Below are 18280 nucleotides of genomic sequence, written 5' to 3'. Positions count from 1 at the left end.
CGGGATGGAAACTGGAAGGCGTTCGCTTCATGCAGCGAGTCCGGCCTGGCGCATGGCAGCACGCACGCGCTCGTGGTACTCCGGCGACAGCGGGGTCAGCGGCAGGCGGATGCCGCTGCCGACCAGGCCGATCTGCTGACAGGCCCACTTGACCGGAATCGGGTTGGCTTCGCAGAACAGGTGACGGTGCAGTCCGAGCAGGCGGAAATTGAGTTCGCGCGCGCGCACGACGTCGCCGGCCAAGGCCGCCGCGCACATCTCGTGCATCAGCCGCGGCGCCACGTTGGCGACCACCGAGATGTCGCCCTTGGCACCGAGCAGCATCAGCGCGCAGGCGCTGGCGTCGTCGCCGCTATAGACGGCGAAATCGGCGGGCGCGCGCGCGATAAGGTCGGAGCCACGTTCGATGTTACCGGTTGCATCCTTGACGCCGACGATGTTGGGGATTTCGGCCAGCCGCAGGACGGTATCGTTGGCCAGGTCGGCGACGGTGCGCCCCGGCACGTTGTAGAGGATCAGCGGCAGATCGACCGCCTCGGCCACCGCGCGGAAGTGGCGGTACATCCCCTCCTGCGTCGGCTTGTTGTAATAGGGGACGACCGAGAGGCTGGCGTCGGCGCCGGCCTGCTGCGCGAAGCGGGTCAGCTCGATCGCTTCGGCGGTCGAATTGGCGCCGGCGCCGGCGATCACCGGGATGCGGCCGCCGGCGTGTTCGACGGCGACGCGGATGAGTTCGCAGTGTTCCTCGGGGGTGACTGTCGGCGATTCGCCAGTGGTGCCGACGATGACGAGACCGTCGGTTCCCTCCTGCACGTGAAAGTCGATCAGGCGGCGCAGACCGGGGAGGTCCAGGCTGCCGTCCTCGTGCATCGGGGTGACAATCGCAACGATCGATCCGGTAATCATGGGGCGGGGATCCGTCAGGAAAATTGAGCGGTGAATTCTAACCGAAGGCGCACAGCCTGCCTACGACGGCCGTGCCGGCGCCCCACTACAGGTCGGCGAGCGCGCGCAGGTGTGCGGTGACGCTGCGTGCCAGCGAGGAGAGCGAATAACCGCCTTCGAGCATCGAGACGATGCGCCCTCCTGCCGTCTCCCGGGCGACGCGGCGGACCTCGCTCGTGACCCACGCGAAATCCTTCTCGGTGAGCCTCATGTTGCCCATCTCGTCTTCCTGATGCGCGTCGAAGCCGGCCGAGAAGAAGACCATCTGCGGACGGAACTCGCGCAGTCGCGGCAGCCACAGCTCGCTGACCACGGCGCGGAACTGCTCGCTGTCGGCGCCCGCTGGGAGAGGCACGTTGAGCATGTTCTCGGCGGGCTTCTCGGTGCCCGAATACGGGAAGAACGGATGCTGGAAGATGCTCGTCATCAGCACGCGCGGGTCGCCGCGGAAGATGTCCTCGGTCCCGTTGCCGTGGTGCACGTCGAAATCGACGACGGCGACGCGTTCAAGGCCATGGACGGCGAGCGCGTGCGCGACAGCGACCGCGACGTTGTTGAAGAAGCAGAAACCCATCGCAGTCTCGCGCTCGGCATGGTGTCCGGGCGGACGCACCGAGCAGAAGGCGTTCTCGACCTCGCCGCGCATTACCATGTCGACCGCCTCGATGCCGGCTCCGGCCGCACGCAGCGCGGCCTGCCAGGTATGCGGGCACATCGCCGTATCGGGGTCGAGGTGCACGATGCCGTGCTCGGGCGACTTGCGCTTCAGGTTCTGCAGATGCGCGGCCGGATGCACGCGCCCGAGTTGCTCGAAGGTCGCCAGCGGCGCCTCATGGTGCACGAGATAGGGGTCGATACCTTGTGCAATCAGCTGATCACCGATGGCCGCGAGGCGCCCCGGCGCCTCGGGGTGATACGAACCCATGTCGTGCAGGTGACAGTCACGGTGGGTGATGAATGCAGTACTGGTCACGCGGGCCTTTCTCGAACAGTGAGGCGGATGCCCCTTCGGGAACTCAAGCGGAAATCTGCGCCGGCGACGCGGCAGGATCGAAACAAGGGCGGCACGAATGAACTCTTGCCGAACCCGTGCGTCCATCAGCAATCTACGGCGATGCTCGATTATGATCGCAATGCCGTGTCGTCGACAAGCCATGCCCGAGGAATCCAGATGAACCCGCCCGACCAGGAAGTGCCGATCGCCACGATCCTCTCTGCCGTCAACCGCGTCATCCTCGGCAAGGAGCACGAAATCCGGCTGGCGCTCGCCTGCCTGCTGGCACGCGGGCATCTGCTGATCGAGGACCTGCCGGGGGTCGGCAAGACGACGCTGGCGCATGCGCTGGCAGCGGTGCTCGGCATGCGCTTTGCGCGCATCCAGTTCACCAGCGACCTGCTGCCGGCCGACATCATCGGCGTCTCGGTGTTCGACCGCGAGCGCGCCTCCTTCCGCTTCGTCCCCGGCCCGATCTTCGCGCACGTCGTCCTCGCCGACGAGATCAACCGCGCCACGCCGAAGACGCAGAGCGCGCTGCTCGAGGCGATGGAGGAACACCAGGTGACCAGCGAAGGCGAGACCCGCCCGATGCCCGAGCCCTTCTTCGTCATTGCGACGCAGAATCCCTCACACCACATCGGCGCCTTCCCGCTGCCCGAGTCGCAACTCGACCGTTTCATGATGCGCATCGAGCTCGGCTATCCCGACCGTGCCGCCGAGCGTGCGCTGCTCGAAAGCGGCGGACGGCGCGACCAGGCTGTGAACATCGGTGCCTGCCTGGCGCCGGGAATGCTGCTCACGCTGCAGCTTCGGGCGGCGGAGGTCCATGTCGCGCCGGCACTGCTCGACTACGTGCAGGCCCTGGTCGCGGCGACGCGCGACGATCCGCGTTTCGTGCATGGCCTGAGCCCGCGCGCGGCGCTCGCGCTGCTCGCCGCAGCACGCGCCTGGGCGCTGATCGACGGACGCGCGCTGGTGCTGCCGGAAGACGTACAGGCGGTCTTTCCCGGCGTCGCCCGCCATCGGCTGCGTCTTGCGCAGAAGGGCATCGGTGCCGGCGCCGACGACATCGCCGAGCTCATCCAGCGCGTCGCCCTGCCCTGATGCACGTCGCCGCGGACCGCTCCGCGCTGCTGCGCCGCCTGATGGAGCGCCTGCGCCAACGCCTGTTCCGCTTCGGGCGCGACGAGGAACTTCCGGTCGTGCTCAGCCAGCGGCGCATCTTCATCCTGCCGACCGGCAGCGGGCTCTTGTTCGCGCTGCTGCTCGGCCTGATGCTGCTCGGCGCGATCAACTACGAGCTCGGTCTCGGCCACGCGCTGGTCTTCCTGCTCGCGTCGATCGGTGCCACCACCATCCTGCACACCTTCCGCAACCTCTCGCTACTCGCCATCAGCCCGGGGCGCAGCGAGCCGGTTTTCGCCGGCGACACGGCGCGCTTCGTCGTGCATGTCGACAACCCGGCGGCACGCGCGCGCCACGCGCTCGAACTGGGGTTCGCCGATGCCCCGGCCGGGACCGTCGTCTTCGCGGTCGCCAGCGGCCAGCGCAGCAGCGTGTCGATCCCCCTGCCCGCGCCCCGGCGCGGCCTGCTCGACCCGGGGCGACTGACGCTCGCCACGCGCTACCCGCTCGGCCTCTTCCGCGCCTGGAGCCATCCGCACCCGCTGCTATCCTGCATCGTCTATCCGCGTCCGCTCCCCTCGCCGCTGCCGCCGCTGGCGGCGAGCGCAGGCGGCGTGAGCCTCACTGGCAACGGCGGCGACGAGGATTTCGCCGGCCTGCGCCTGCGCCAGCCGGGCGACCCCCTGCGCCACGTGGCCTGGAAGGTGGCGGCGCGTGACGCCGGCAACAGCCCGCTGCTGGTCAAGCAGTTCGCCGGCGGCGACAGCGGCGAGCGCTGGCTCGACTGGGAGCAGTTGCCCGCCGACAGCGACGTCGAGACGCGGCTGTCGCTGCTCACCGGCTGGGTGCTGGCCGCCGACGCAGAGGGCAGCCCCTACGGCCTGCGCCTCCCCGGGCGGGAGATTGCGCCGGCGTACGGCGAGGCGCATCGTGCGGCCTGCCTGGAGGCGCTCGCGTTCCATGGCCGGCGCTGACCGTCCGTCGCCGCCGCTCGAGCGCGGCACGGTCCCCTGGCTGCTCGCCGCCGCCCTGGCCAGCGCGGCGCCGCATGCCTTGCACCTGCCGCCGTGGATCAGTGCGCTCGGCGCCGTCCTGCTGCTCTGGCGTGCGTGGCTCTGGCAGCAGGAGAAACCCCTGCCGCCGCGCTGGCTGCTCGCGCTGCCGGTCCTCGGCGCGATCGTCGCCATCAGCGGCGAGTACCGCGCCTTCTTCGGACGCGATGCCGGTGTCGCCGTGCTCTTCCTGCTGATGGCCGCCAAGCCGATGGAGATGCAGACGCGCCGCGATGCAATCGCGCTCGTCATGCTCGCTTATTTCCTGCTGCTGACCCTGTTCTTCTACGCGCAGACCCTGCTCGTCGGTGCCTGGATGGTGGCGACGGCGACCCTGCTCTCGGCGGTGCTGATCCGCGTGCATGGCGGCGCGCAGCCAGCGAGGGCGATCGCCGCCCTGGCGGCGCGGCTCAGCCTGCAGGCGCTGCCGCTGGCGCTGCTGCTCTTCGTGATCTTTCCGCGCGTCTCGGGACCGCTCTGGGGACTGCCGCAGGACGCCTTCACCGCCGGCGTCGGACTGTCCGAGCGCATGTCCCCGGGCTCGTTCAGTTCCCTGATCCAGTCGGGCGCGATCGCCCTGCGCGTGCGTTTCGCAGGCGAGGTGCCGAGGCAGGACGAGCGCTACTTTCGCGGTCCCGTCTTCGAGAACTACGACGGCCGCACCTGGACGATGGCGCCGGACGCAGGAGCGCCCCCACCGCGCATCGAGCTTGCGGCGGGCAGCAGGCGTGCCATCGACTACGAGACGACGCTCGAAGCGCACAACCAGCGCTGGTTGCTGGCGCTCGACATGCCGCTGGTGCTGCCGGCCGATGCCGTGCTCGGCGAAAGCTTCGCCGCGCTCGCGCGCGAGCCGGTGCGCCAGCGCGCCCGTTTCTCCTTCACCTCGGCGCCCGCCTTCGTCGCCAACCGCGAGGAAAGTGGCCGCATGCTGCTGCGCTCGCTGCAGCTGCCGGGTAACGTAAATCCGCGCGCCCGCGCCCTGGCTAGCGGCTGGGTCGCGGAATCCGGCGGCCAGGCGCCGGAGCGGATCGTGGAGCGCGCGCTCGCCCTGTTCAGGGAAGAGCCCTTCGCCTACACGCTGCAGCCGCCGCTGCTCGGACGCGACGCGGTCGACGACTTCCTCTTCTCGTCGCGGCGCGGCTTCTGCGAGCACTACGCCTCTGCCTTCGTCTTCCTGATGCGCGCTGCCGGGATTCCGGCGCGCGTGGTCGGCGGCTACCAGGGGGGCGAGATCAACCCGGTCGACGGCTATCTCGTGCTGCGCCAGTCCGACGCGCACGCCTGGGCGGAAGTATGGATCCGCGGTCGCGGCTGGCTGCGCGTCGATCCGACCGCCGCCGTGGCGCCGTCGCGCATCGAACGCGGCGTTGCCGCTGCGCTGCCGGTCGGCGACGCCCTGCCGCTGGCGCTGCGCATCGATGCTCCATGGCTGCGCGCGCTGCGCGACCGCTGGGAGGCGAGCAACAATGCCTGGAACCAGTGGGTGCTCGGCTACTCTCCGGAGCGCCAGCGCAGCACCTTCGCCCGCCTCGGACTCGGCGAGGTCGACTGGCGCCCCCTGGCCATCGCCCTCTCGGCCACGGCAGGCATGGTCCTGCTTGCCCTCGCCGCGGCCGCCTTCCTGCGCCAGCGGCCCAGGGACCCGGCCGAGCGTGCCTGGCAGCGCTTCTGCCGCCGACTCGCCGCGCACGGCGTCATCCGCGCCGGCTGGGAAGGACCGCTCGCCTTTGCCGAACGCGTCGCGCGCGAACGCCCGCAGCTGGCGCGCTTGACCCGGGACGCCGCCGGCCATTACGCTCTTCTGCGCTACGGCAAGGGCACGCCGGAAGACCTGCTGCAGCTTCGCCGGTGCGTGCGTCGCGCCAACCGCATGCACTGGCGGTCGCCGATGAACGAAGACGAGGCCTGAAGGCGATGACGCCGCCCCCGAAAAACCCGCCGGCACGCTGGCTGCAGTTGCTCTTCGCCGCGCTGCTCGCGCTGGCGCTGGCCCCGGTCGAGGCGATGGCGAAGCCGGCCAAGACGCAGGCCCGCCATGCCGCAGTGAAACCGGGCAAGGCCAAGCTCCGCCTTGCCGCGCCGAGGAAGCCGGCCGCCTTCGGCGCCGCCGCGGAGGTCAGCGCCTTCGTCGCCGAAATGCAGGCGAGGCACGGTTTCGACCCGACGCAACTGCACCGCTTCTTTGCTTCGATCGAGCGCAACGACGCGGCGCTGCGCGCCATCGCGCCGGCAGCGACCCCGGAACTGCAGCGTTCATGGGAACGCTACCGCATGCGCTTCGTCAATCGCCAGCGCATCGACGCCGGCCTGCGCTTCTGGCAGGAGAACGACGATCTCCTGCGCCGTGCCGAGGCCGACTACGGGGTGCCGCCGGAAATCGTCACCGCGCTGATCGGTGTCGAAACGGCCTACGGCGCCAACACCGGCCGTTTCGGCGTGTTCGAGGTGCTGGCGACACTCGCCTTCCATTACCCGCCGCGTGCGCCCTTCTTCCGCGACGAACTGGAAGCCTTGCTGCTCTTCGCGCGCGAGCGCGGCATCGACCCCTTGTCGTTGCGCGGCTCGTTTGCCGGCGCCAGTGGCATCGCGCAGTTCATGCCGAGCAGCCTGCGCCGTTTCGCGGTGGACTACGACGGCGACAGCCGGATCGATCTCGAGCATAGCCGCGCCGACGCCATCGGCAGCGTCGCCCGCTATCTGGCGGCGCATGGCTGGCAGAGCGGTGCGCCGGTGACGCTGCCGGCGCGCGTCGACGGCGACCCCGGGGCGCTGCTCGCGGCCGGGATGAAGCCCTCGGTCCCGGTCGGTGAACTCGCACGTCAGGGAGTCCTCACCGCCGCCGAGGTCGAGCCGGAGCGGCAGGCGGCGCTGATCCGCCTGTCCTCCCCGGAGGCGGACGACGAATACTGGGCGACCTTCGACAACTTCTGGGTGATCACGCGCTACAACCGCTCGAGCTTTTACGCGATGGCGGTGTTCCAGCTGGCGCAGGCACTGCGCACTGGAGAGGAGCAGCGCTGAAGCTGCGCCGTCCTGGCGAGTTCAGAACAGGCTGTCCGGACCGAGGCCGGCGCGCTTGATCAGCCGCCGCAACTGGTCGAGCGACTCGATCTGGATCTGGCGGACACGCTCGCGCGTGAGCTTGAGTTCGCTGGCGATCGTCTCCAGCGTGCTCACCTCGGCGCTGCCCAGTCCGTAGCGGCGCTCGATCACGGCCCGGTGCCGCTCGTCGAGTTGCCCCAGCCAGCGCTCGAGCAGTTCACCGATCTCGAGCGACTGCATGCTGTCCTCGGGATCGGTCGCATTCTCGTCGGCGAGCGCGTCGCCGAGACTGCGCTCGGCGTCGAATTCGAGCGGCGCGTCGAGCGATCCGACATGCTCGTTGAGTCCCAGTGCGCGGCGGACATCCTCGACCGGAAGGCCGCTCTCCTCGGCGATGCGTTCGACGCCGACGTCGTGGCCATGCCGCGCCTCGAGGCGACGGACCGCACGCAGGACGACGTTGAGTTCCTTCACCACATGGACCGGCAGGCGGATCGTGCGCGACTGGTTCATGATCGCCCGTTCGATGCTCTGCCTGATCCACCAGGTCGCGTAGGTCGAAAAACGGAAGCCGCGTTCGGGATCGAACTTCTCCAGCGCGTGGATGAGCCCCAGATTGCCCTCCTCGATCAGGTCGAGCAGGGGAACGCCGCGGTTGAGGTAGCGCTTGGCGATGCTGGCGACCAGGCGCAGGTTGCGCTCGATCATCGTCTGGCGCGCGGCAAAGTCCCCGGCGCGCACGCGCCGCGCACAGTCGAGTTCCTCGCTCGGCGTGAGCAGGGGTTTGGCACCGATCGCGTTGAGGTAGATCAGCGTGACGTCGTTGAGCACCTCGGCCTCGCCGTTGGCGACCGTGCCATTGGCCGCGCCCGGCGACGCTTCCTGGGCAAGTCCCAGCGCCGCGTCGGCACAGGCCTCGTCCACAGGCACCCCTTCCGCGTCGGCGGCGGCAAACTCTTCGTCGGTGGGATCGCGGGAATCACTCATGGTCAACGCTGCGGCAAATATTTGAGGGGATCGACCGGCTTGCCCTGGCGGCGGATCTCGAAGTGCAACTTGACCTGCTCTGAATCGGTATTGCCCATCTCGGCGATCTTCTGCCCCATCGTGACGGTCTGCCCTTCCTTGACCAGCACCTGGCGGTTGTGTGCGTAAGCCGACAGGTAGGACGCGTTGTGCTTGACGATCAGCAGTTTGCCGTAGCCGCGCAGGCCGGAGCCGCTATAGACGACCTTGCCGTCGCTGGCTGCCCGCACCGGATCTCCCGGCTTGCCGCCGATGTCGATGCCCTTGTTCGTGCCCTCGCTGAAGGCGCCGATCACGGTTCCCGTCGCCGGCCACTTCCAGCTGATCCCGTCGGCCACCGCCGCCTCACTGGCTGCCGCGTCGACCTTGGCCTCGGCCTTAGCCTCGGGCCGGGTTTCCGTCTTCACCTCCGGCCGCGGCTCCTGACGCACAGCCACCAGTTGCGGCGCCGGCTCGCTGCGCCTCGCTGCCTGCGCCAGCGCCTGTTCCGAATAAGGCTCCTTGCCCGCTTTCGGCTCGCGCTTGAGCAGTTCGCTGTTGCCGGCCAGGAGACGCGTCTCCACCACGGGCCCCGTCGAAAGCGGCCTGACCACGGCGACCGACGCGCCATCTTCAGGCGGCCTGACGCGCAGCTGCTGCCCGACGAATATGATATCAGGATTGGCAATGCCATTCCAGGCAGCAATGTCCTTGTAATCCTGGCCGTTGTCGAGCGCGATGCTGTAGAGCGTATCGCCCTTCCTCACCGTGTACGCACCGTTCTCGGTCGCAGGGACTTTCGCGGTGCTCACCGTCGCGGGCGCTGCCCGGCTGATCACCGGCGCCGGGACATTGCTGGCACAGGCGGCCAGGAACAGCGTGCAGGAAGAAACCGTGACGAGGGCGGCACGGCGGCGACGGTCCTGATTCATTCGACTCCTTGGCGTAATGGGACGAACTTGACTCCGTCGAGGCGTTTTTCGACGAAGCTTTCGCCACGACGTTCGATCATGAGCAGTTGTTGCTCGCTGGCACCGAAGGGCAGGATCATCCTGCCGCCGGGGGCCAGTTGCATGCGCAGAGCCGGCGGCAGGACCGGCGTCGCTGCAGCGACGATGATGCTGTCGAAGGGCGCCGCTTCCGGCAACCCGAGATGGCCGTCGCCATGCAGGATGCGGACGTTGGACTGCGCAACGCGCGCAACGTTCTGGCGCGCCCGTTCGGCCAGGGTGCCGATGCGCTCGAGCGCATGGACCTCGCTGGCGAGCCTGCCCAGCACCACGGCCTGGTAGGCACAGCCGGCGCCGACTTCGAGCGTCTTGCCCAAGGCGCGCCCGCCGCAACGCAGCGCCTGGATCATCAGGGCGACGACGTAAGGCTGCGAGATGGTCTGCGAGCAACCGAGCGGCAGCGCCGTATCCTCGTAGGCGCGCGAAGCCAGCGCCTCCTCGACGAACAGGTGGCGCGGGACGGCGCCGAGCGCCGCCAGCACCTCCTCGTCGTGGATGCCGCGCTCGCGCAGGCGATCGACCATGCGTGCGCGCGTGCGCGCCGACGTCATGCCGATGCCTGCGGCGACATTCATCCGCCCATCCATTCGCGCAGCAGGCCCAGTTGTGCGGTATGGGTGAGATCGATCTGCAAGGGCGTCACCGACACCTGATTCTGGCGTAGCGCGTGGAAATCGGTTCCCTCGCCGGCGTCCTGCGCCGCGCCCGCGGCACCAACCCAATAGACGGTCTCGTTGCGCGGCGTCTGCGCGGCCACCACCGGCTCGGCCTTGTGCCGCTTGCCCAGGCGCGTGACGACGCGACCGCGCAGTTCGGCGTAGGGGACGTCGGGGACATTGACGTTGAGCAGCATCGGCTGCGGGAACGGCCGATGCAGCAATTCCTCGACCATCTCGCGTGCGACCCGCGCCGCGGTCTCGAAATGCGTACCGCTGCGGCTGACGAGAGAGATCGCCAGCGAGGGGACGCCGAGCAGAAAGCCCTCGGTCGCCGCAGCGACGGTACCCGAGTAAATCGTGTCGTCGCCCATGTTGGCACCGTGGTTGATGCCGGAGACGACCATGTCCGGTTGCTCGTCGAGCATGCCGGTGACCGCGAGATGGACGCAGTCGGTCGGCGTGCCATTGACGAAGTAGAAGCCGTTGGCGGCGCGACGCAGCGAGAGCGGACGGTCGAGCGTCAGCGAATTGCTGGCGCCGCTGCGGTCGCGTTCAGGTGCGACGACGGTGATGTCGGCGAGACCGGCGAGCGCCCGGGCGAGATGCTCGATCCCGGGGGCGAAGTAACCGTCGTCATTACTGAGCAATATGCGCATAAGATACCCAAGAATGCCCGTTGCGAAGCCGGAGACGAGCGACTGCGGGATTCTAACGCAGGCGGCAGCGAAAGTCCCGCAATGCACAAATCATGACAAATGCGAACAGCAGCTGCCTCAGACCGGTGCGGACAAGGAAAGTTTCAGCCAGGCGAGACCGATCCAGAGCGAAAAGAGAAGCAGGAAAGCTAGCAAGGGCAGGCGCCTTTCCGGGCACACGCCGCCGGTGACGAAGCGGCTGGCGCGCAGTGCCGGCGCGCTCACCAGCGCGAGGACGCGATAGACCGGATTCGCCTGCCGGGCGGCGCCGCTGAGCAGGCCGACGATCCCCTGCGCCAGCAGCGACAGCAGCGCGACCTCGACCAGCGTGCGCAGGAGACTGATCAGGAAGAGCAGCGCGGACATCGGCGATCGAGCGTGGCAGCGGATGGCGGCATCAGCGGCTGCCACCCTCATCGACCCCGTACTCGCGATCGAGCCGGTTCATGTAGAAGGCGTAGAAGCCGACGATGGCCAGGTAGATGAGCAGCAGGCCCTGCGCCCCCATGTAGAAGCCGAGCGGGAAGCCGAGCACGCTGAGCCCGTTCAGTTCGCGCGCGAAGAAACAGGCACTGAAGGTGGCCAGGAGCCAGATCGCGAGCAGGATCAGCGTGACGCGCATGTTGCGCCGCCAGTACTGCTTCTGCCGGTCGGATGTCTGCATCGGAATGAACTTCCCCGAAAAGCGCTCAGGCCTGCATCGGCGGGTAGCGAACGCTCCTGACGAAGCGCTGCAGTTCCGCAGAGGGTGGCGAGGTCAGCAGGCTGACGACGACGATGGTGACGAATCCTGCGGCGACGCCCCAGATCCCGGCCGACAGCGACTCGATGCCGAACCAGGGCTGCATGCGGATGCCGTGAATGCCGAGCCAGGGGATCGAATCGAACTGCACGCGGACGAGGTAATAGAGGGTGAGCAGCATGCCGACCAGCATGCCGGCGACGGCGCCGGCCTGGTTCGCGCGTTTCCAGAAGATGCCGCAGACCAGCGCCGGGAAGAAGGCGGCGGCGGCGATCGAGAAGGCCCAGGAAACCATGTAGAGGATGCTCGCCGGCTTCTGCGCGGCGACCGTCGCGCCGAGTACTGCGACGACGAGCAGCATCGTCTTCGATACCAGCAGGCGCCATTGCGTCGACGCCTGCGGGCGGTGGATCTTGTAGTAGAGGTCGTGCGACAGCGCGCCGGCGATCGTCAGCAGGAGGCCGTCGGCGGTCGACAGCGCAGCTGCCAGCGCACCGGCGGCCACGAGGCCGGAGACGACATAGGGAAGCCCGGCGATCTCCGGCGTCGCCAGCACGATCAGGTCGGGATTGAGTGTCAGCTCGGCGAGTTGCAGGCGGCCATCGCCGTTGATGTCATCGATCGACACCAGACCGACCTTGCCCCAAGAAGCGATCCAGCCCGGCAGCTCGGCGATGCTGCTGCCGATCAGCCCCGAGTAGATCTCGTACTTGGCGAAAACCGCGTAGGCCGGCGCCGTCAGGTAGAGCAGCGAGATGAAGAGCAGCGACCAGAACACCGAGGTGCGCGCGTCGGCCACGGTCGGCGTCGTATACGAGCGCATCAGGATGTGCGGCAGGGCGGCGGTGCCGATCATCAGGCAGAAGACGAGCGCGAGGAAGTTGAGCCGCGCATTGTCGCTCCTGCCCTCGTCGCCCGGAAACGCCGTCGCGTGATGCACGGGCTCGGCACCACGCTCGGCGGCGGCCTCCATCGACGCCTCCCAGTAGTCACGCGCCGCGTCGACGTTCTGCGGCAGTTCGCGGCGCTGCCGCTCGACGACGACGATGTCGCGCATGCGCGCGTCGCCCGCCTTCAGCTCGCCGATCTTCTCCGACAGGCGCTGCCTTTCCTCGGTCAGCGATTCGGGCAGGCGGGCGATGCGCTCGCCGGTCTCTTCGGCGCGCTCGCGATAGAGGCGGCGCGCCTCGACCTCCTCCGGCTGCTGGAAGATCTTCGTCTCCAGCGCCTCGACGCGCTGCAGCACCTCGCCGTAGGCGATCTGCGGCAGCGGCAAGCCGGTCGCCTTGAACGACAGGATCGCCACCGGAACGACGTAGGCAGCGATCAGGATCACGTACTGCGCGACCTGCGTCCAGGTCACCGCACGCATGCCGCCGAGGAAGGAACAGACGAGGATGCCGGCGAGCCCGACGAAGACGCCGACCTCGAACTGCAAGCCGACGAAGCGGCTGGTGATCAGGCCGACGCCGTAGATCTGCGCGACGACATAGACGAAGGAAGCGAGCACCACGGCGGCGACGCCGATCAGGCGCGCGGAGTCGCCACCGTAGCGCTCGCCGAGAAAGTCGGGAATCGTGTATTGACCGAAGCGGCGCAGGTAGGGGGCGAGCAGCAGCGCGACCAGCACGTAGCCGCCGGTCCAGCCGATGACGTAGGCCAGGCCCTGGTAGCCGGCCAGGTAGAGCGTCCCGGCGAGCCCCATGAACGACGCGGCGCTCATCCAGTCGGCGCTGGTCGCCATGCCGTTGTAGAGCGCCGGGATGCTCCTGCCGGCGACGTAATACTCGGTGATGTTGGCGGTACGGGCGAGGACGCCGATGGTCGCGTAGAGGATGATGGTCAGGAACAGGAAGGACCAGCCGATCCAGCGCGGCGGCAGGCCCAGCTGTTCGAGCGTGCCGAGCAGCAGCACGAGCGCAACGAAGGCGCCGGTGTAGGCGACGAAGTAACGGCGCAGGCGGGCGGGAAGGTCGGGCATGGCGCTGATCAGGTCGAGCGGCGCAGCCAGCGGCGCGACTTCTGGATGTCTATGAAACTCGCCGGCGTGCGCGCATTGCGGGCGGCGCCGCGCGCGATCGCCGCCTGCAGCAGCATCGCCGTCGCCAGCGCATCGGAAACGGCGTTGTGGCGCTGGATGTTCTCGATCGAGAAGAGGTCGAGCCAGTCGTCGAGTTGCACCTGCGCGTCGATGCGTTCAGGAAAGAGGTCGGGGAGCACCCAGGCGAGGTCGATCCATTCGGCGTCGAGCCTGACGCCGAGGTGGCGGCGCAAGGCGCGCTCGATCATCGTCTGGTCGAACAGCGCATGGTAGGCGACCAGCGGCGCCTTGGCACAGTAGTTCAGGAAGTCGAGCAGCGCCTGCGGCGGGTCGATGCCGTCGCGCTGCGCCGAGCCGCCGATACCGTGGATCAGGATGTTCTCGGTGGTGCTCACCTCGTCCTGGCGCAGGATCGTCGCGAAGCTGTCGTGCGCGTCGATGAGGCCGTCGACGACGGCGACCGCGCCGATCGCGATCAGCCGGTCGCGGTTCATGTCGAGCCCGCTCGACTCGACATCGACGACGACGTAGCGGGTCTGGTAGTGCGGGCGGGAAAGGTCGGCGGCGGCCGAGCGCTGCCAGGCGGCGAGCGAGTCGCGCTGCGCGTCGCCGAGTTCGACGCCTGGCTCGGCCTTGCCGCCGAAGATTCGCTTCAGCCAGCTCATGTCTGGTAGTCGAGCTTCAAGCGCTGCTGCAGCTTGCGCGCCTGGCGGAAAGCTTCCTTGAGCACGCGCCGCTCGACCTGGTTGAGTTCGTCGGGATTGATCAGGTTGTCGCCAGCGCGACCCTGTTCGAGTTCGAAATTCTGCCGCTTGAGGCGCAGCAACTGGAGGAAGTTGAAGCCCTCGATGGTGCTCGCCGCCTCCTCGCCCGCAGCGCGCGAGGCTGCGCTTGCCAGGCGCAGGCGCTGCGCGGTGTTCGTCGCCGCGACGCCGGCCGCCAGCGCCAGCACGCGTGCGGCGTCGACGAAGAGGCGCGTGCCGAATTTCTTCAGGTCGATCGTTCCCGGATGCTCGGGATCGGCGTCGGTGACGAAATCGCGGATGCGGCCGAGCGGCGGCTGCACCGAAAGCGCGTTCTGCGCCATCATGCGCAGGAACAGGCGGTTGTCCTGCGCCGCCCTGAGCAGGGTCAGGCGCAGCCGGTGCGCGAGGTGGAACTGCCCGTAGAGCGGGCGGAAGTCGAAGAAGATGCTGGCGTTCAAGAGTGCCTGCGGCTCCGGCGTGCGGATCCAGTTCAGGAACTTCTCCTCCCACTCTTCAAGCGTCAGGCACCACTCGGGGTTGCTGGCCATGATCTTGCCCGGGCAGAGCGGGAAGCCGACGCGGTCGAGGTCGTCGTTCACGTCGCGGGCGAATTCGAGCATGCGCAACTGCGTCTGCTCGCGGTCCATGATGTCGGTGCAGATGAAGATCAGGCCGTTGTCCTGGTCGGTACTGAAGGTCTGCTCGTCGCGCCCTTCCGAACCGAAGGACAGCCACGCCCAGTCGATCCCGTAGAGGTCGTGGCGGTCGAGGTTCAACTGGATCACGCGGCGGGTCAGCGTGTCATTCAGCGCCGAGATGAACTGGGTCAGCTGCTCGGCGCCGACACCCTGCGCGAGCATGTTCAGGGCCAGCTTGCGCACATCGACCGCCGCCTGCGCGAGCACTTCGATGTCGGCTGCCGTCTCGATCTCCTGGCGGATCTGGCGCAGGCCGACGCGTTGCAGGGCGAACAGGTCGCGCTCGGAGACGACGCCCTTCAGGCGTCCGCCCTCGTCGACAGCGAGCACGTGACGGATGCCGAACGAGGCCATCGCCAGCACCGCATCGTAGGCGCTCGAGGCCAGCGGCAGGGTGTGCGGGTCGGGCGACATCACCGAGGCAATCGGCGCATCGAGCGGGACGCCGGGCAGGACGACGCGCTTCAGGACGTCGGACTGGGTGAAGATGCCGATCGGCCGCTCTTCGTCGTCGACGACGATCATCGAGCCGATGTGGCCGCCGGCCATGACGGCGATCACCTCGCGGATCGTCGTCTGCTCGGACGCACACACCGGCTGCTTCTTGATGATCGACGACAGTGGCGAGTTCATCGTCTGCTGTTCGCTGGCGCGCTGCGCGAACTCGACCTGCAGTTGCTGCCGCGACTGGCCGAGCAGGCTGGCGATGTACTGCGTGCAGAAGTAGTTGAACTCGGGACTCATGCGCATCAGCGCAAAGTAGTCATCGACCGCGAGTTCATAGCAGAAGACGTCTTCGAGCGCCGAATAGACGTTGGTCGACGCCCGACGCGCGGTGAGCGAACCGATCGGGAAACACTCGCCGGCCGACAGTGTCATCGTCGCGTAGTCGATGGCACCGACCTCGCCCTCGCGGCGCACCAGCACCTTGCCGCGCTGCAGGATGTAGAAACGCTGCATCACCCCCATCTCGGGGGTGATGATCGCCGTATCCTTCGCGTAGTAGGCGAGCTTGACGCGCTCGCCGAGGAACTGCAGCGCCTCGGCTTCCATTCGGTCGAAGGGCGGATGACGGCGCAGGAACTCCGCCGTCGCTGCAACCAGCATCTGCGTAGCGCTCACTTTCCGATCCTCCCCGTTTCCCGCCAGTCCTCGTCCCGGCATGCGCTTACTGGCGGACCAATGAAAAGGCCGGCAGTTGTTCGCCGCCGGCCCGGGCGCGGCTTCGGTCGCCGCTTTGCCTCGTTTCATGGCCGCGACAATGCCGCGGCCGGTCTCCTCCAACACGATACGGGCGGCGTGGCCGCAGGGACCACGCCGCTGCCGGGCGATGCTCAGCCGGCGGTGTGCGACAGCTGCGCCAGGATCGCCGGGTTTTCCAGCGTCGAGGTGTCCTGCGTCACTTCCTCGCCCTTGGCCAGCGAGCGCAGCAGGCGGCGCATGATCTTGCCCGAACGCGTCTTCGGCAGGTTCTCGCCGAAGCGGATGTCCTTCGGCTTGGCGATCGGTCCGATCAGCTTGCCGACGTGATCCTGCAGTTCCTTGATCACCTTCTTCGCAGCGTCGCCTTCGGGACGCTCGCCCTTCAGGACGACGAAAGCGCAGATGGCTTCGCCGGTCAGGTCGTCCGGACGGCCGACGACGGCCGCTTCGGCGACCAGCGGGTGCGAGACCAGCGCCGACTCGATTTCCATCGTGCCCATGCGGTGGCCGGAAACGTTGAGCACGTCGTCGATGCGGCCGGTGATGGTGAAGTAGCCGGTTTCCGCGTCGCGCGTCGCGCCGTCACCCGCCAGGTACAGCTTGCCGTTGAAATCGGCCGGATAGTACGAGGTCTGGAAACGGTCCGGATCGTTCCAGATGGTGCGGATCATCGACGGCCACGGACGCTTGACGACGAGGATGCCGCCCTTGCCCCAGTCGAGCTCGGTACCGGTCTCATCGACGATCGCCGCCTGGATGCCCGGGAAGGGCAGCGTGCACGAACCCGGAACCAACGGCGTGACGCCCGGCAGCGGGGTGATCATGTGGCCGCCGGTCTCGGTCTGCCAGAAGGTGTCGACGATCGGGCAACGGCCGCCACCGACGTTGTCGTGGTACCACGACCAGGCCGCCGGGTTGATCGGCTCACCGACCGAGCCGAGGAGGCGCAGCGAAGAGAGGTCGAAGCTCTTCGGATGCACGGCGGCGTTGGTGTCGGCAGCCTTGATCAGCGAACGGATCGCGGTCGGCGCGGTGTAGAAGATCGAGACCTTGTGGTCCTGGATCATCTTCCAGAAGCGGCCGGCATCGGGGTAGGTCGGGACGCCTTCGAAGACGATCTCGGTGCCGCCGCAGGCGAGCGGGCCGTAGGTGATGTAGGTGTGGCCGGTGACCCAGCCGATATCGGCGGTACACCAGAAGACGTCGTTCGCCTTCAGGTCGAAGGTCCACTTCATGGTCAGGATGGCGTGCAGCAGGTAGCCACCGCTCGAGTGCTGGACACCCTTCGGCTTGCCGGTCGAGCCCGAGGTGTAGAGCAGGAACAGCGGGTGTTCGGCTTCGACCCACTCGGGTTCGCAATAGTCCGCCTGGCCGGCGACGAAGTCCTGCCAGAAGATGTCGCGGCCTTCGGTCATCGCGCAGGCGGCGCCGGTGCGCTGCCAGACGACGACCTTCTTGATCGACTCGCAGCCGCCCATCGCCAGCGCCTCGTCGGCGATCGGCTTCAGCGGCAGCGCCTTGCCGCCGCGGCACTGGCCGTCGGAGGTGATCAGCAGGACGGCGCCGGCGTCGTTGATGCGGTCGCGCAGCGATTGCGCCGAGAAGCCGCCGAAGACGACCGAGTGCGTCGCGCCGATGCGCGCGCAGGCCTGCATGGCGACGATGCCTTCGATCGACATCGGCAGGTAGATGACGACGCGGTCGCCCTTCTTGACGCCCTGCGCCTTGAGCGCGTTGGCGAAGCGCGAGACGCGGACGAGCAGTTCCTTGTAGCTGACGTGGGTGACTTCACCACCGTCGGCTTCGAAGATGATCGCGGTCTTGTCGCCGAGGCCGGCTTCGATGTTGCGGTCGATGCAGTTGTGCGAGACGTTCAGCTTGCCGTCAGCGAACCACTTGAAGAAAGGTGCGTTCGACTCGTCGAGCGTCTGCGTGAACGGCTGCTTCCAGGTCACGTGTTCGCGGGCGAGACGTGCCCAGTAGCCTTCGTAGTCCTGCTCGGCCTCGGCACAGAGGGCGCGATAGGCGTCCATGCCGGAAATCGTCGCCTGTGCGGCGAAGTCGGCGGGCGGCGGAAAAACCTGGACGGACTGGCTCTCGGACATCGTGTATCTCCTGTAGGGGTTTTTTATGACTTGAAGCGAATCGGGGTATGGCAAGCTGCATGCAAAGGCGATGCCGACGGGGCGGTCGCAGCGCCGGACTGCTGCGCAGGAAGCACAGTCGGTCCGGGCACCTGGACCCGGTAGTTGGCATAACTTTGCCCGAAGCGCATTTGACGACAGCTATCTTACAAGCGCCTTACAGGCGCGGCGGC

At 67.9% G+C, this 18280-nt stretch carries 16 protein-coding genes; 4 read left to right on the top strand and 12 right to left on the bottom strand.

Annotation, left to right across the window (positions count from 1 at the left end; all coding sequences use genetic code 11):
- Window positions 1–27: 27 nt before the first annotated feature.
- Window positions 28–906, bottom strand: a complete 879-nt coding sequence (dapA, locus tag CCR84_RS12560) for a 4-hydroxy-tetrahydrodipicolinate synthase (RefSeq protein WP_201212771.1) — start codon at window positions 904–906, stop codon at window positions 28–30.
- 85 nt (window positions 907–991) lie between these two features.
- Window positions 992–1918 (bottom strand): arginase family protein, encoded by a 927-nt coding sequence (locus CCR84_RS12555; RefSeq protein WP_201212769.1) that lies wholly within the window; start codon window positions 1916–1918, stop codon window positions 992–994.
- A gap of 198 nt (window positions 1919–2116) precedes the next feature.
- On the opposite strand from CCR84_RS12555, the gene CCR84_RS12550 reads away from it, so the two are divergent.
- Genes CCR84_RS12550 through mltB form a run of 4 tightly spaced genes read left to right on the top strand, consistent with a single transcriptional unit; the run spans window position 2117 to window position 7143 of the window.
- Complete coding sequence (locus tag CCR84_RS12550; protein ID WP_201212767.1) at window positions 2117–3046, top strand: AAA family ATPase; 930 nt, start codon at window positions 2117–2119, stop codon at window positions 3044–3046.
- Entirely contained in the window at window positions 3046–4041 is a 996-nt protein-coding gene (locus CCR84_RS12545) for a DUF58 domain-containing protein (protein ID WP_242508712.1), read from the top strand. Before CCR84_RS12550 ends, CCR84_RS12545 begins: the two co-directional genes overlap by 1 nt.
- A complete protein-coding gene (locus tag CCR84_RS12540) occupies window positions 4028–6031 on the top strand; it encodes a transglutaminase TgpA family protein (RefSeq protein WP_201212765.1) in 2004 nt (667 codons plus the stop codon). The genes CCR84_RS12545 and CCR84_RS12540 overlap by 14 nt, the downstream gene beginning before the upstream one ends.
- 5 nt (window positions 6032–6036) lie before the next feature.
- On the top strand, window positions 6037–7143 hold the full coding sequence (gene mltB, locus CCR84_RS12535; RefSeq protein ID WP_242508711.1) for a lytic murein transglycosylase B: 1107 nt from the start codon (window positions 6037–6039) through the stop codon (window positions 7141–7143).
- Between the two features lie 21 nt (window positions 7144–7164).
- Here the strand turns inward: mltB and rpoS are convergent, their stop codons facing one another.
- The 10 genes from rpoS to acs form a co-directional block, all read right to left on the bottom strand.
- A complete protein-coding gene (gene rpoS, locus CCR84_RS12530; protein WP_201212764.1) occupies window positions 7165–8151 on the bottom strand; it encodes an RNA polymerase sigma factor RpoS in 987 nt (328 codons plus the stop codon).
- A 2-nt stretch (window positions 8152–8153) separates the two neighbouring features.
- A complete protein-coding gene (locus tag CCR84_RS12525) occupies window positions 8154–9101 on the bottom strand; it encodes a peptidoglycan DD-metalloendopeptidase family protein (RefSeq protein WP_201212762.1) in 948 nt (315 codons plus the stop codon).
- On the bottom strand, window positions 9098–9754 hold the full coding sequence (locus tag CCR84_RS12520) for a protein-L-isoaspartate(D-aspartate) O-methyltransferase (protein ID WP_242508710.1): 657 nt from the start codon (window positions 9752–9754) through the stop codon (window positions 9098–9100). The genes CCR84_RS12525 and CCR84_RS12520 overlap by 4 nt, the downstream gene beginning before the upstream one ends.
- The gene (surE, locus tag CCR84_RS12515) at window positions 9751–10494 is read right to left on the bottom strand and encodes a 5'/3'-nucleotidase SurE (RefSeq protein ID WP_201212758.1); all 744 of its coding nucleotides are present in this window, start codon (window positions 10492–10494) and stop codon (window positions 9751–9753) included. The genes CCR84_RS12520 and surE overlap by 4 nt, the downstream gene beginning before the upstream one ends.
- Before the next feature lie 117 nt (window positions 10495–10611).
- Entirely contained in the window at window positions 10612–10899 is a 288-nt protein-coding gene (locus CCR84_RS12510) for a hypothetical protein (protein ID WP_201212756.1), read from the bottom strand.
- A gap of 31 nt (window positions 10900–10930) precedes the next feature.
- Entirely contained in the window at window positions 10931–11197 is a 267-nt protein-coding gene (locus CCR84_RS12505; RefSeq protein ID WP_201212754.1) for a DUF4212 domain-containing protein, read from the bottom strand.
- 25 nt (window positions 11198–11222) lie between these two features.
- Window positions 11223–13256 (bottom strand): sodium:solute symporter family protein, encoded by a 2034-nt coding sequence (locus CCR84_RS12500; protein ID WP_201212752.1) that lies wholly within the window; start codon window positions 13254–13256, stop codon window positions 11223–11225.
- An 8-nt stretch (window positions 13257–13264) separates the two neighbouring features.
- Window positions 13265–13981 (bottom strand): 3'-5' exonuclease, encoded by a 717-nt coding sequence (locus CCR84_RS12495; RefSeq protein WP_201212750.1) that lies wholly within the window; start codon window positions 13979–13981, stop codon window positions 13265–13267.
- Entirely contained in the window at window positions 13978–15867 is a 1890-nt protein-coding gene (locus CCR84_RS12490; protein ID WP_242508718.1) for a DUF294 nucleotidyltransferase-like domain-containing protein, read from the bottom strand. The genes CCR84_RS12495 and CCR84_RS12490 overlap by 4 nt, the downstream gene beginning before the upstream one ends.
- Window positions 15868–16094: 227 nt before the next feature.
- Window positions 16095–18068 (bottom strand): acetate--CoA ligase, encoded by a 1974-nt coding sequence (gene acs / locus CCR84_RS12485; protein WP_201212748.1) that lies wholly within the window; start codon window positions 18066–18068, stop codon window positions 16095–16097.
- Window positions 18069–18280 lie beyond the last annotated feature (212 nt).

The organism is Rhodocyclus purpureus (assembly GCF_016653115.1).
In the GTDB taxonomy this organism is placed as follows: Bacteria; Pseudomonadota; Gammaproteobacteria; order Burkholderiales; family Rhodocyclaceae; genus Rhodocyclus; species Rhodocyclus purpureus.
Note: the sequence above shows the minus strand (reverse complement) of the source record. Positions and strands in the feature narration are given on the sequence as shown.

Bases quoted from the DNA above. Each gene is read 5' to 3' on its own strand.
- CCR84_RS12520 (WP_242508710.1), bottom strand. From the start codon at position 9,754: ATGAATGTCGCCGCAGGCATCGGCATGACGTCGGCGCGCACGCGCGCA.
- CCR84_RS12510 (WP_201212756.1), bottom strand. From the start codon at position 10,899: ATGTCCGCGCTGCTCTTCCTGATCAGTCTCCTGCGCACGCTGGTCGAG.
- CCR84_RS12540 (WP_201212765.1), top strand. From the start codon at position 4,028: ATGGCCGGCGCTGACCGTCCGTCGCCGCCGCTCGAGCGCGGCACGGTC.
- rpoS (WP_201212764.1), bottom strand. From the start codon at position 8,151: ATGAGTGATTCCCGCGATCCCACCGACGAAGAGTTTGCCGCCGCCGAC.
- surE (WP_201212758.1), bottom strand. From the start codon at position 10,494: ATGCGCATATTGCTCAGTAATGACGACGGTTACTTCGCCCCCGGGATC.
- CCR84_RS12525 (WP_201212762.1), bottom strand. From the start codon at position 9,101: ATGAATCAGGACCGTCGCCGCCGTGCCGCCCTCGTCACGGTTTCTTCC.
- CCR84_RS12500 (WP_201212752.1), bottom strand. From the start codon at position 13,256: ATGCCCGACCTTCCCGCCCGCCTGCGCCGTTACTTCGTCGCCTACACC.
- CCR84_RS12505 (WP_201212754.1), bottom strand. From the start codon at position 11,197: ATGCAGACATCCGACCGGCAGAAGCAGTACTGGCGGCGCAACATGCGC.
- CCR84_RS12495 (WP_201212750.1), bottom strand. From the start codon at position 13,981: ATGAGCTGGCTGAAGCGAATCTTCGGCGGCAAGGCCGAGCCAGGCGTC.
- CCR84_RS12545 (WP_242508712.1), top strand. From the start codon at position 3,046: ATGCACGTCGCCGCGGACCGCTCCGCGCTGCTGCGCCGCCTGATGGAG.
- CCR84_RS12550 (WP_201212767.1), top strand. From the start codon at position 2,117: ATGAACCCGCCCGACCAGGAAGTGCCGATCGCCACGATCCTCTCTGCC.
- dapA (WP_201212771.1), bottom strand. From the start codon at position 906: ATGATTACCGGATCGATCGTTGCGATTGTCACCCCGATGCACGAGGAC.
- CCR84_RS12490 (WP_242508718.1), bottom strand. From the start codon at position 15,867: ATGCTGGTTGCAGCGACGGCGGAGTTCCTGCGCCGTCATCCGCCCTTC.
- acs (WP_201212748.1), bottom strand. From the start codon at position 18,068: ATGTCCGAGAGCCAGTCCGTCCAGGTTTTTCCGCCGCCCGCCGACTTC.
- mltB (WP_242508711.1), top strand. From the start codon at position 6,037: ATGACGCCGCCCCCGAAAAACCCGCCGGCACGCTGGCTGCAGTTGCTC.